Origin of the sequence: Ancylobacter koreensis (assembly GCF_023016525.1) — a bacterium.
Taxonomy (GTDB): Bacteria; Pseudomonadota; Alphaproteobacteria; order Rhizobiales; family Xanthobacteraceae; genus Ancylobacter; species Ancylobacter koreensis.
In genome coordinates this window covers 300,092-310,723 of sequence record NZ_JALKCG010000003.1, presented here as the reverse complement: position 1 = coordinate 310,723, position 10,632 = coordinate 300,092, and the positions used below count along the sequence as shown (strand labels likewise).

12 protein-coding genes, 3 tRNA genes and 1 pseudogene are annotated in these 10,632 nt (G+C 68.3%); 9 read left to right on the top strand and 7 right to left on the bottom strand.

The window, feature by feature from the left end; all coding sequences use genetic code 11:
- Positions 1–9 precede the first annotated feature (9 nt).
- Positions 10–525: pseudogene (locus MWN33_RS11480) on the top strand (recombinase family protein); the annotation flags it as partial.
- A gap of 510 nt (positions 526–1,035) precedes the next feature.
- Here the strand turns inward: MWN33_RS11480 and MWN33_RS11475 are convergent.
- Positions 1,036–1,110, bottom strand: a tRNA-Glu gene (locus tag MWN33_RS11475).
- Between the two features lie 298 nt (positions 1,111–1,408).
- Entirely contained in the window at positions 1,409–1,831 is a 423-nt protein-coding gene (locus MWN33_RS11470; RefSeq protein ID WP_247200744.1) for a VOC family protein, read from the bottom strand.
- 48 nt (positions 1,832–1,879) lie between these two features.
- Here MWN33_RS11470 and MWN33_RS11465 point away from each other — a divergent pair, with 48 nt between their 5' ends.
- From MWN33_RS11465 to MWN33_RS11455, 3 genes are all read left to right on the top strand, one after another.
- Positions 1,880–2,644, top strand: coding sequence for an SIR2 family NAD-dependent protein deacylase (locus MWN33_RS11465; RefSeq protein WP_247200743.1), 765 nt, complete (start codon positions 1,880–1,882; stop codon positions 2,642–2,644).
- A gap of 145 nt (positions 2,645–2,789) precedes the next feature.
- On the top strand, positions 2,790–3,380 hold the full coding sequence (locus MWN33_RS11460; protein WP_247200742.1) for a cold-shock protein: 591 nt from the start codon (positions 2,790–2,792) through the stop codon (positions 3,378–3,380).
- Between the two features lie 62 nt (positions 3,381–3,442).
- Positions 3,443–3,931 carry a DUF192 domain-containing protein gene (locus MWN33_RS11455; RefSeq protein WP_247200740.1) on the top strand — a complete coding sequence of 163 codons (489 nt, stop codon included), beginning with the start codon at positions 3,443–3,445 and terminating at the stop codon, positions 3,929–3,931.
- Positions 3,932–3,991: 60 nt separating this feature from the next.
- Here MWN33_RS11455 and MWN33_RS11450 read toward each other — a convergent pair.
- The 3 genes from MWN33_RS11450 to MWN33_RS11440 form a co-directional block, all read right to left on the bottom strand.
- A tRNA-Arg gene (locus MWN33_RS11450) sits at positions 3,992–4,068 on the bottom strand.
- 34 nt (positions 4,069–4,102) lie between these two features.
- On the bottom strand, positions 4,103–4,408 hold the full coding sequence (locus MWN33_RS11445) for an ETC complex I subunit (protein ID WP_247200731.1): 306 nt from the start codon (positions 4,406–4,408) through the stop codon (positions 4,103–4,105).
- Positions 4,409–4,454: 46 nt separating this feature from the next.
- Positions 4,455–4,531: transfer RNA gene (locus MWN33_RS11440), tRNA-Pro, on the bottom strand.
- Between the two features lie 226 nt (positions 4,532–4,757).
- Between MWN33_RS11440 and MWN33_RS11435 the strand changes: the two genes are divergently transcribed.
- Complete coding sequence (locus MWN33_RS11435; protein WP_247200729.1) at positions 4,758–5,144, top strand: hypothetical protein; 387 nt, start codon at positions 4,758–4,760, stop codon at positions 5,142–5,144.
- A 21-nt stretch (positions 5,145–5,165) separates the two neighbouring features.
- Here the strand turns inward: MWN33_RS11435 and MWN33_RS11430 are convergent, their stop codons facing one another.
- Both MWN33_RS11430 and MWN33_RS11425 read right to left on the bottom strand, forming a co-directional pair.
- On the bottom strand, positions 5,166–5,408 hold the full coding sequence (locus tag MWN33_RS11430) for a BrnA antitoxin family protein (protein ID WP_247200727.1): 243 nt from the start codon (positions 5,406–5,408) through the stop codon (positions 5,166–5,168).
- A gap of 9 nt (positions 5,409–5,417) precedes the next feature.
- Positions 5,418–5,726 carry a DUF6481 family protein gene (locus MWN33_RS11425; protein WP_247200723.1) on the bottom strand — a complete coding sequence of 103 codons (309 nt, stop codon included), beginning with the start codon at positions 5,724–5,726 and terminating at the stop codon, positions 5,418–5,420.
- Positions 5,727–5,957: 231 nt separating this feature from the next.
- Between MWN33_RS11425 and MWN33_RS11420 the strand changes: the two genes are divergently transcribed.
- The 4 genes from MWN33_RS11420 to MWN33_RS11405 all read left to right on the top strand — a co-directional run bounded on the left by MWN33_RS11420 (position 5,958) and on the right by MWN33_RS11405 (position 10,630).
- Positions 5,958–6,542, top strand: coding sequence for a nucleoside 2-deoxyribosyltransferase (locus MWN33_RS11420; RefSeq protein WP_247200720.1), 585 nt, complete (start codon positions 5,958–5,960; stop codon positions 6,540–6,542).
- Between the two features lie 122 nt (positions 6,543–6,664).
- Complete coding sequence (locus MWN33_RS11415; protein WP_247200711.1) at positions 6,665–6,967, top strand: hypothetical protein; 303 nt, start codon at positions 6,665–6,667, stop codon at positions 6,965–6,967.
- 194 nt (positions 6,968–7,161) lie between these two features.
- Positions 7,162–8,421: an aminopeptidase gene (locus tag MWN33_RS11410; RefSeq protein ID WP_247200704.1), complete on the top strand. Its 1,260-nt coding sequence runs from the start codon at positions 7,162–7,164 to the stop codon at positions 8,419–8,421.
- 106 nt (positions 8,422–8,527) lie between these two features.
- Complete coding sequence (locus MWN33_RS11405; RefSeq protein WP_247200702.1) at positions 8,528–10,630, top strand: OmpA family protein; 2,103 nt, start codon at positions 8,528–8,530, stop codon at positions 10,628–10,630.
- The last annotated feature ends 2 nt before the right edge of the window (positions 10,631–10,632 follow it).

Below are 10,632 nucleotides of genomic sequence, written 5' to 3'. Positions count from 1 at the left end.
GCCGAGCTGGTGCGGCTGATGTTCGATCTCTACCTGCGGGGAGACGGCACATCGGGCCCCATGGGCATCAAGGAGATTACCAAGCACCTCAATGCGAAGGGCTACCGCACCCGTCTTGGAGCCCGCTATGGCGTCGGCACCATCCACGGCATCCTGACCAATCCCGTTTATGTCGGGGAATGGAGCTTCAATAAGCGAAGCTCGAAGACGGGGCAGGTGAAGCCGCAGCACGAAGTCATCCCGATCTCTGTGCCTGCCATCTTGGAGCGCCGCACCTTCGACAAAGTGCAGAAGGCTCTCAGGGCGAAGAGCCCGCACAACAGCCCGCCACGGGTCATCTCAGGTCCGATCCTTCTGACCGGGCTTGCCTACTGCGCCAGTTGCGGCAGCGCCATGACGCTGCGCACCGGCACTTCGAAGAGCGGCAGGGTCTATCGCTATTACAGCTGCTCGACCTCCGGCCGGGTCGGCAAGTCCGCCTGCAAAGGGCGAACGGTGCCGATGGAGAAGCTCGACCATCTGGTAACACGCCATGTCGCTGAACGCGTCCTGATGCCCGAGCGGTTGGAGGCGCTGCTACAGTCCGTCGTTGACCGGCGAGTGAAGGCCGATGCCGAGGTCCAGGCGCGGATCGATGAACTCTCGCGCGAAAGAACGACGGCGGAAGACAAGCTGCGGCGGCTGTACCTGCTTGTCGCCGACGGCATCACGGAGCCGGACGACATGCTCAAGGAGCAGATTGCGAAGCTCAAGGCAGATCGGGATCGGGCGCATTCAGCGCTGGAGCGGATCGAGAATCAGGGTGCTGCCGCAAGCCGGCTTGATCAGGACAAGCTCGCCCGCTTCGGGCAGCTCATGCGCTCAAACATCACCGAAGGCGAGGTGCCGTTCCGAAAAGCCTATCTGCGGTCGCTCATCGACGCGGTCGAGGTCGACCAGCACGTCGTGCGCATCCACGGATCAAGGACGGTACTGGAGAGAGCCGTACTCGCCGAACGAGCCACCCAGCCGGGTGTTCGCGGTTTTGTACGGAAGTGGCGCGCCCTAGGGGAGTCGAACCCCTCTCTCCACCGTGAAAGGGTGGCGTCCTAACCGATAGACGAAGGGCGCGCAGGCGGGGCCCTTATAGGGGCGCGCGAGGCGGCGCACAAGACGGTGGGGAACACGTCGTCCACAGGCGTCGCACTCGCGATGAAGGGGCAGGGTACGTGCTCAGACCAGCGCGACGATTTCGCCGGCCGGCCTCTTACGGCCACCATCGCCAAGGGCGACAGGTGTTCGCTCGCCCTGGGGATGAACAGGGGATCGCCGCGCCCCGGCGCGGGCGAGGATGATCCGCTTCGGCGGCGCCACTCAGTCCACAAGGGTCCGCGCCGGCTACATGCAGGCGCAGACCCTCGGGTCTTTTTTACCACTTGCCGATGTTCGGCGCCGAGGCCCATGGCTCCTGCGGCGGCAGGGCCTCGCCCTTCTGCAGCAGCTCGATGGAGATGTTGTCGGGCGAGCGGACGAAGGCCATGCGCCCGTCGCGCGGCGGGCGGTTGATGGTGACGCCGCCTTCCTGCAGCTTGCGGCAGGCTTCATAGATATCGTCGACCTCATAGGCGAGGTGGCCGAAATTGCGGCCTTCGCCATAGGCTTCCGGGTCCCAGTTGTGGGTCAGCTCAACCTCGGCGACCCCTTCCTGACCCGGCGCGGCGAGGAAGATGAGCGTGAAGCGGCCCTGAGGAACGTCCTTGCGGCGAACCTCCACCAGACCCAGCTTGTTGCAGTAGAAGTCGAGCGAGGCGTCGATGTCGGTGACGCGCACCATGGTGTGAAGGTACTTCATCGGGGTTCTCTCTTTGGCGGCGGGGCCGCGGGCGGGTGCGCGCAAGATATGACGATGGGCGACGACATCAAGGCGGCGACCGACGCGCTGCGCGCCCTTCTGGCGGGCATGCGGCGCGGCGTGGCCTTCACTGGCGCGGGCATTTCCACCGAATGCGGCATTCCCGATTTCCGCTCGCCGGGCGGGCTGTGGACCCGCAACCGGCCGATCGACTTCCAGACTTTTCTGGCACGGCGTGACATGCGCGCGGAAGCCTGGCGGCGGCGCTTCGCTATGGAGGAGGCGTTCGGTGCCGCGCGGCCGGGGCGCGGCCATCGCGCGCTCGCCCGGCTGATGAGGGAGGGGCGGCTCGCCGGCATCGTCACGCAGAACATAGACGGCCTCCACCAGGCGTCCGGCGTGGCGGCAGCCGATGTCGTCGAACTGCATGGCAACACCACTTACGCGACCTGCCTCGACTGCGGCGAACGCCACGAGCTCGACTGGGTCCGCGCCCGTTTCGAGGCGAGTGGCGAGGCGCCCGACTGCCGGGACTGCGGCGGGCCGGTGAAATCGGCGACGATCTCCTTCGGCCAGCCCATGCCGGCGGCGCCGATGGCGCGGGCAGGGGAACTCACCGCCGCCTGCGACGTCTTTCTCGCCATCGGCTCCTCGCTCGTGGTCTGGCCGGCGGCCGGCTTTCCGGTGCAGGCGCGCCGCAACGGGGCGCGCCTGGTCATCATCAACCGCGAGCCGACCGAACTGGACGAACTCGCGGAACTGGTCATCCATGCCGACATAGGCGACGTGCTGGAGGCGGCCACGGGCGGCTGACGGACGCCGGGCGAAGACGGCCGATCGCGGCACCGAATCAATTTGGGTGTTTTCGTGACGCCCGCGAGTGCTATGCTTCAAAATCAGAATCAAACCGGCCCGGCCTTTCCACATGGGTCACAGTGTTCCTGGAGGTAGGCAGCCGATGGTATCCGACGGTTCTCTGCCACGGCCGGGTCAGGTCGCGCGCGACGGGCTGGACCGGGACGCCGACGCGGACGGCGACATCGTCCAGATCGCCGGAACCATCAAGTGGTTCGATGTCTCCAAGGGTTACGGCTTCGTCGTGCCGGACGATGGCGGACGCGACGTGCTGCTGCACGTCACCTGTCTGCGCCGGGGCGGCTTCAGCACCGCACAGGAAGGCGCCCGCGTGGTGTGCGAGGCCGTGGCGCGAGAGCGCGGCTATCAGGCGCTGCGCGTCATCTCCATGGATGCCTCGACCGCGCTGCATCACTCCCAGCTTCCGCAGGCCCGCACCCATGTGACGGTGCAGCCGGTCGGCGGCTTCGAGCGTGCCTGGGTGAAATGGTTCAACCGCCTGCGCGGCTTCGGCTTCCTGTCGCGGGGCGAGGGCACCGAGGACATCTTCGTCCACATGGAGACGCTGCGCCGGCACGGCTTGACGGAATTGCGGCCCGGACAGATGGTGCTGGTGCGCTTCGGGCCGGGGCCCAAGGGCCTTATGGCCGCCGAGGTGCGGCCGGACGGTGCGGAAACGCCCTCCTCGCACTAGGCCGGACCGTCCGGGAAGCGCGTCATCTCACCAGGGAGGGTGCCTGCGGGCGCCCGTTCAGCATGAATAGCCTTTTCCATGCGATCCGTCCGGGCGCGCGGGCTTTTGCCGCCATTGCCGGGCTTCTCGCCCTCGCGCTGATTGGCGCCGGCGTGCCCGCCCGGGCCGCGACTTTCGAGAAGCTCGCTATTTTCACGCGCTCCGGCGCGGTCGAGGTGCAGGCCGAACTGGCGGCGACGCCGGCCGAACGCTCCAAGGGGCTGATGTACCGCACCGAACTGGCGCCGGACGCCGGCATGCTGTTCGACTTCGGCGTCGAGCAGCCGGTCTACATGTGGATGAAGAACACCTATATCCCGCTCGACATGCTGTTCATCCGCGCCGACGGGCGCGTGGCCAGCATCGCCACGGACACCGTGCCGCTGTCGACGGCGACCATCTCGTCCGGCGTGCCGGTCAAGGCGGTGCTCGAACTGCCGGCCGGCACCGTGAAGGCCCGTGGCATCGCCGTCGGCGACCGCGTCGAGCACCGGCTGTTCAAGGGCGGCTAGGCAAGGGTGGTTGAGGTGCCCCCTCGCGAGAGGGCATAGAATCCGGCGGGAGTGCCGAGTTGGCGACCGCGGCTGGGCTCGAACCAGCGACCTGCCGCTTAGAAGGCGGCTGCTCTATCCAGCTGAGCTACGCGGCCGTCGGTCGGCAGCTCCGGCACCGGCAGGGCCCACTCAGTGGGTCCACTGGCCGATACGGCGGAAGCTGAAATTGTCGGCATAGGCGATCTTGCGGCGCGCGGGCTCCTTGGGCTCCTGCACCTGATAGGCGATGCCGTGGCGCTCGGCATAGGCGACCGCCTCTTCCTTGCTGTCGAAGCGCAGGCGAAGCTGGCTGTTCATGTCGCCGGAGCTGGTATAGCCCATCAGCGGCTCGACCTGGCGCGGCTGCTCGGGCTCGTAGTCGAGCACCCAGAGCTTGGTCTTCCCCGTGCCCGACTGCATGGCGTTGCGGGTCGGCTTGTAGATGCGTGCCACCATTTCTTCGCTCCCTGGCCCTCGCGCCGGTCAGCCTCGCACATCCGGTTGGTCGGGGCAGCAGGATTCGAACCTGCGACCTGAAGTACCCAAAACTTCCGCGCTACCGGGCTGCGCTATGCCCCGACACCCCGAAAGCCTTGATAATGCGCGATTCCCCGCATCGCCAAGGCTGCATCGGCGCGCCGAGCAATGGCATAGAAAGGCATGCAGGGGCAATAGTGGAACGGAAACTCGGCCGCAAAGTCCCCGGCGGAAGCTCCGCGCCCGGGCGACGCGGACGGACTCGACTCTGCGCGACCGCCTGCTACCGTCCGGGCCGATCCTTGCCCGTGTTTTAGGAGTACCGGCATTGAAGCCGTCGATCTTTGCCGCGCTGGCCTTTGTCAGCCTCGCCGCCGCCGCCTGCGCCACCACGTCCAACCCGCCGCCGGACAAGGGCAACATGCTCTCCGCCGCCGGCTTCAAGACGCGCCTGGCCGACACGCCCCAGCGCATCGCCTCGCTCAAGAGCCTGCCCGCGAACGAATTCACCGTGAAGAACCAGAACGGTCAACCGGTGTTCATCTATGCCGATCCGGCCGTCTGCGGGTGCCTCTATGTCGGCAACCAGGACGCCTTCTCCGCCTACCAGCAGATGGTCTACCAGCAGAAGCTGGTGAAGGAGCAGGAGATGACGGCGATGATGAACGAGCAGGCCTCGTTCGATTTCGGCCCGTGGGGCCCGCCCTTCTATTGAGGGCGCGCCGCCGCGCAGCGGCTACAGCCCGGCCGCCTTGCGCAGAGCGGCGTTGATGCGGTCCTGCCAGCCGGGGCCGCCTTCCTGGAAATGATCGAGCACGTCGCGGTCGAGGCGCAGGCTCACCATTTCCCGTGCGCTGGGGAGGGCGGGCGCCTTGGCCGGCGCCTCCGCGATCGCAGGCTTGGTCGTCGCGCTCTTGAACGCCGCTTCGGCGGCGTCGCGGGCCGAGCCGGAAAACCGGCGGGTCGGCGGACGGCTCATGGCGATGCCCTAACCCTTTTCGCCCGTCCGCGCCTTGCGCGCCGCGTAGCGCGCATCGCGCTTGGCCTTCGCGTCGGCTTCGGCGGCGGCGGCCCGCTCGATGGCGGCGGCCTCTCGTGCGGCGGCCTCCTCGATCGCGGTTTGCCGGCGCTGCTCGTGGCGGGCCGTGCGTGCTTCGTCGATGGCCTTGCGCTCGGCGGCGCGGGCGATCACGGCCGGGTCGTCGGCGGCGGGCCGGGTGGCAAGCTTGGCGACCAGGCGCTCCCTCGCGGCAGCGGCGGTCTTCTGGCGGTCCTGGAAAGTGTCGATCTTCTTCATGCTGGACGTCTAGCTTCCGGCGGGCCGGCATGCAACCGCCGTGCGCCCATCATTCTCCGTCGCGATGCGCTGGTCGACTATCCCGCACGGGGCGGGCCTCGCCGCAGGCCATAAGGAGGCGCTCTACCGGCATGCGGCGCTGTCCCCGCCCGGCACGATGCGGCCGGGCGGGGACAGCGCGGCGGAAAGGCTCTAAGGCTCGGGGCGAGCCCCGCGGCCTTTGAGTCGACCATGCCCCGACGCCTTCGACTTTACCTCGCCGGACCGGAAGTGTTTCGCCGTGACGCCGCCGCCGAGGGCGCGCGGCTGCGTGCATTGTGCGAGGAGGCCGGGGTCGAGGGGCTTTTCCCGCTGCATGTAGAGGGCGTCGACATAAGGCAGGCCTGCATCGACATGATCGACGCCGCCGATGCGCTGATCGCCAACATCACCCCGTTCCGCGGCGCGCATATGGACCCCGGCACGGCCTTCGAGATCGGCTATGCCGAGGCGCGCGGCAAGCCGGTGTTCCTGTGGAGCGAGGATACCCGCCCGCTGGCAGCCCGGGTGCCGCCGGTGGCGGAGGGCAGGGACGCCGACGGGCTTCTGGTCGAGGACTGGGGCAAGCCGGAGAACCTGATGATCGTGCCGGACGGGCGCGACGTCGGCTCGACGCCGCAGGAAGCCATCGCCGGCGCGGTCGAGGCGCTCGCCTTTCCGGTCCGTAACCGCGAGCTCAAGCGCCTGACGCGCTTCCTTGTCACGCTGGCCTTCCTGCTGAGCCTCCTCGCCGCGCTCGGGGCGGGCGCCATTGTCAACCGCATTGTCGGCTGGTAGCGGCCCGGCGCAAGGCACACGCGGGCGTGAACGGAACAAAAGCAGCCCCGCACCGTTCTATCCGCAGTCAAACCGGCGCGTTCCGCTGGTTGTTCTTCAGACTGCGAGATGGAGACTTCAACATGCGCAAGCTCATCCTGGCCACCGCCACTCTTGGTATTCTCGGCGCCGCCGGCGGCATGGCCCATGCCGACCCGCAGTATCGTGGCGCTTACTACGGTCCCGGCTACGGCTCGAGCGTCTATGAGGGTCGCAACGTCTATGTCGCGCCCGATGGTCCGGTGGTCTATTCGAACGGCTATGTCCGCACCGTCCGCCCGATGGGTCCGTCCTATGGCTATCAGCCGACCTATGCCGACCCGTGGTACCAGCCGGGCGATCAGGCGATCATCAATCAGGAGCGCGCCAACCAGCGCAGCCGCTGACGCGTTGCTGGTTGAGTGTGAAGCAAAACTTCCTGAAGGGCGGGCCATGGGCCCGCCCTTTTCGTTTGCCAACGTGCTGCCGAGCCGGGGGTGCGCTTGACGGGCGGGGCCGGGGGTCTCTTGAATGGGGGTGCTTCGGCGACGCCAGCCTTCCCCGCCGCCGCCAGGACAGCCCACGCATACGGAGACCCGACATGACCAAGCACACCGGCATTCCCGGCGACACGCTCTCCCACGAGGAAAGGCTGGACCGGCTGGGTCAGGTCGCCGTGCATGTCGGGCTCGGCCTGCGGCCCGGTCAGGAACTGGTGATGACGGCCTCGATCGACGCGCTGCCGTTGGTCCGCCGCATCACCGAGCACGCCTACAGGGCCGGTGCCAGCCTTGTGACCACGCTGTTCAGTGACGAGGAGGCGACGCTGGCGCGCTTCCGCCACGCGCCGGACGACAGCTTCGATGCGGCGAGCGGCTGGCTCTACGAGGGCATGGCGAACGCTTTCAAGTCGGGTGCCGCCCGGCTCGCCATTTCGGGGGAGAACCCCTCGCTGCTGGCGAATGAGGACCCGGAGAAGGTCTCGCGCGCCAACCGTGCCCGCTCCAAGGCCTATATGCCTGCCCTGTCGCTGATCGCCGGCTTTGACATCAACTGGACCATCGTGTCCTATGCCTCGCCCGCCTGGGCGAGGGCGATGTTCCCGGACGACCCGGAAGACATCGCGGTCGCCAAGCTCTGGCACGCCATCTTCGCGGCCTCGCGGGTCGACACGCCCGACCCCGTCGCCGCGTGGAATGCCCATAATGACGAGCTTCACGCCCGCACCGCCCGGCTCAACGCCAAGCGCTATTCCGCGCTTCGCTTCCGGGGCCCGGGCACCGACCTCACTGTCGGGCTGGCGGACGAGCACGAATGGGCCGGCGGCGCTTCCACCGCCAAGAACGGCATTCTGTGCAACGCCAACATCCCGACCGAGGAGGTGTTTACCACGCCGCACAAGGATCGCGTGCACGGCCATGTCGCCAGCACCAAGCCGCTCTCCTACCAGGGCACGCTGATCCAGGACATCGCGGTGCGTTTCGAGGGCGGGCGTATCGTCGAGGCGACCGCCCGCACGGGCGCGGACGTGCTGAACAAGGTGCTTGAGACCGACGAGGGTTCCCGCCGGCTCGGCGAAGTGGCGCTGGTGCCGCATTCCTCGCCGATCTCGAAGAGCGGGCTTCTCTTCTACAACACGCTCTATGATGAGAACGCCGCCAGCCACATCGCGCTCGGCCAGTCCTATTCCAAATGCTTCATCAATGGCGGCTCGCTGACGCCAGAGGAACTGGCGGCGCGCGGCGCCAATTCGAGCCTTATCCACATCGACTGGATGATCGGCTCAGGCGAGGTCGACGTCGACGGCATCACGCAGTCGGGCGAGGCCGAGCCGGTCATGCGCAAGGGAGAATGGGCCTGATCGGCCCCGCGCAGGAACGTTCGGCTTCCTGATGCCGACGATCTATGGTGAAGTCGCGCCGCCTCGTGGCCGGTCGAATCCGGCCTCCGGACGGGAGACGGGATTGATGTGTCGTTGGCGCGCCTGGTGGAAAGGCCTGCCGGCCCTTGCGGCGCTTGTCGGCCTCGCTGTGGTGTTCGCGCGCGGCCCGGTGGAGCAGGACCTGAGCACGCGCGCCGAGACGCTGCTGTCGGACATCGGCGAATCGTGGGCGCATGCCCGCTTCGAGGGCCGCACGGCCGTGCTGGAAGGCGAGGCGCTGTCCGAAGACGCGCGCGTCAAGGTGCGCGGCGAGCTCGGCCAGCTCTTCGGCGTCCATCTGGTGGATGACCGCACCACCCTGCTGCCCGAGCGCCGGCCCTTCACCTTCTCGGCGATACGCGACGGCAGCAAGCTGCATCTGGAAGGCTATGTTCCCTCCGCCTATGCCCGCAGGCGCATCGCCAATGCGGCGCAGGAGATGGCCCCCGGAGTCGTGGTGACGGGCGAGAAGGAGCTGGTGCGGGCCCGCGGCGTGCCGGCGGGCGATTTCATCGGCGTCGTCGCCTTCGGCATCCAGCAGCTCGCCAAGATGCCGGCCGGGCGCATCACGATTTCCGACGATTCCTTCTCCATCGAGGGGCGGGCGCCGGACTTCGCGACCTATGACGCGCTGGAAGTCACGGTACGCAGCGAGCTGCCGGGCGACTTCAAGCTCGCCCGCTTTGCCGTTCTGCCGCCGGCGGTTTCCCCCTTCGTGTGGTCGGCGACCCGCGAGCCGGACGGCGTGACGCTCTCCGGCTACATCCCGCTCGGCGATGCGCGTCGGGCTCTGCTGGACATGGTGCGCTCGGCGGTTCCGGGCGCGGCGATCTCCGACCGCCTCCGGCTTGCCGACGGGGCGCCGCCGACCGATGGCTGGCTCAAGGCCGTGTCCTTCGCGCTGAACCAGCTCGGCCGGCTGCCGAACGGCAAGGTCGCCCTTTCGGGGACCACCATTTCCATCGAGGGAGCGGCGCCGGATTTCGCCGCCTATGATTCGCTGGCCGGTGCCCGGCGCACCGTGCCGGAGGGCTACACGCTCACCCGCTTCGCGGTCGAGCCGCCGGTCGCCAGTCCATTCGTCTGGGCCGTTCAGCGCAGCGCCGGCGGCCTGAGGCTCACAGGTTTCGCCCCCTCCGAGGAGGCCAAGCGCCTGATCGTGGATGCCGTGCGCGGCAGTTTCCCGGGCGTGCCGGCAAGCGACGAGATGCGCATCGCCTCCGGCGGCCCGCCTGCGGAGGGCTGGGTGACGGCGACGAATTTCGGTGTCGAGCAGCTTGCGCGCCTGCTGACCGGCGCGGTGCGCGGCAACGGCACCACGCTGTCGATCTCGGGCGAAGCGCAGGATTCGGCGGCCTTCACGACGGTGCTGGCCGCCATCGACAAGGCGCCGCCCAAGGGTTTCACCCTGCGTGCGGATGTCCGACCCCCCATCGTCTCGCCCTATGTGTTCAGCCTGCGCAAGGATGTGGACGGGCTGACCATCTCAGGCTTCTTTCCCTCGCCCTCCGAGCATGAGCGCCTCATCGCCGCCGCGAAGGCACAGTTTCTCGGCGCGCCGGTCAACGATGTCTCCGCTGTCGCGCAGGGGGCGCCGCAAGGCTTCACCGCAGCCGCGATGGCGGCGATGCGCCAGCTCTCCCGGCTCGATGCCGGCGAGGCGCGCTTCGACGACGGTAAGCTGAAGCTGACGGGCACGGCGCTCTATCCCGCCGCCATCGGCTCGATCCGCACCACGCTCGGCTCCGTGCTGCCGGAAGGCATCGCGCTCGATGTCGAGCTCGATGTCGCCGCCCCCCGTCCCCCGCTCGACCGCGCGACCTGCCAGAAGGCCATCGACGATCTCCTCGCCAAGGGCAGCGTCATCTTCGCGGAGGAAGGCGCCGCCATCGATCCGGCGAGCTACGGACTGCTCGACCACGTGGCGGCCATCGCCGCGAGTTGCCCGGATGCGCCGATACAGATCCGCGTGGGCCAGCCTCAAGGCGATGCGCTTTCCGTGGCGCGGGCGCAGGCGCTGGTCGCCTATCTCGCCGCCGCCGGCATCGCACCCGACCGCCTCGTCACCGGCTCGCCTGCCGCCGTCGCGGCGCAGGGCCCGGCCGACGGCAGCACGGGCGGCGCCGGCATCCAGATTATCGTGAGGTGACG

Bases quoted from the DNA above. Each gene is read 5' to 3' on its own strand.
- MWN33_RS11470 (WP_247200744.1), bottom strand. From the start codon at position 1,831: ATGAAGTACCTTCACACCATGGTGCGCGTCACCGACATCGACGCCTCG.
- MWN33_RS11465 (WP_247200743.1), top strand. From the start codon at position 1,880: ATGACGATGGGCGACGACATCAAGGCGGCGACCGACGCGCTGCGCGCC.
- MWN33_RS11460 (WP_247200742.1), top strand. From the start codon at position 2,790: ATGGTATCCGACGGTTCTCTGCCACGGCCGGGTCAGGTCGCGCGCGAC.
- MWN33_RS11455 (WP_247200740.1), top strand. From the start codon at position 3,443: ATGAATAGCCTTTTCCATGCGATCCGTCCGGGCGCGCGGGCTTTTGCC.
- MWN33_RS11445 (WP_247200731.1), bottom strand. From the start codon at position 4,408: ATGGTGGCACGCATCTACAAGCCGACCCGCAACGCCATGCAGTCGGGC.
- MWN33_RS11430 (WP_247200727.1), bottom strand. From the start codon at position 5,408: ATGAGCCGTCCGCCGACCCGCCGGTTTTCCGGCTCGGCCCGCGACGCC.
- MWN33_RS11425 (WP_247200723.1), bottom strand. From the start codon at position 5,726: ATGAAGAAGATCGACACTTTCCAGGACCGCCAGAAGACCGCCGCTGCC.
- MWN33_RS11420 (WP_247200720.1), top strand. From the start codon at position 5,958: ATGCCCCGACGCCTTCGACTTTACCTCGCCGGACCGGAAGTGTTTCGC.
- MWN33_RS11415 (WP_247200711.1), top strand. From the start codon at position 6,665: ATGCGCAAGCTCATCCTGGCCACCGCCACTCTTGGTATTCTCGGCGCC.
- MWN33_RS11410 (WP_247200704.1), top strand. From the start codon at position 7,162: ATGACCAAGCACACCGGCATTCCCGGCGACACGCTCTCCCACGAGGAA.
- MWN33_RS11405 (WP_247200702.1), top strand. From the start codon at position 8,528: ATGTGTCGTTGGCGCGCCTGGTGGAAAGGCCTGCCGGCCCTTGCGGCG.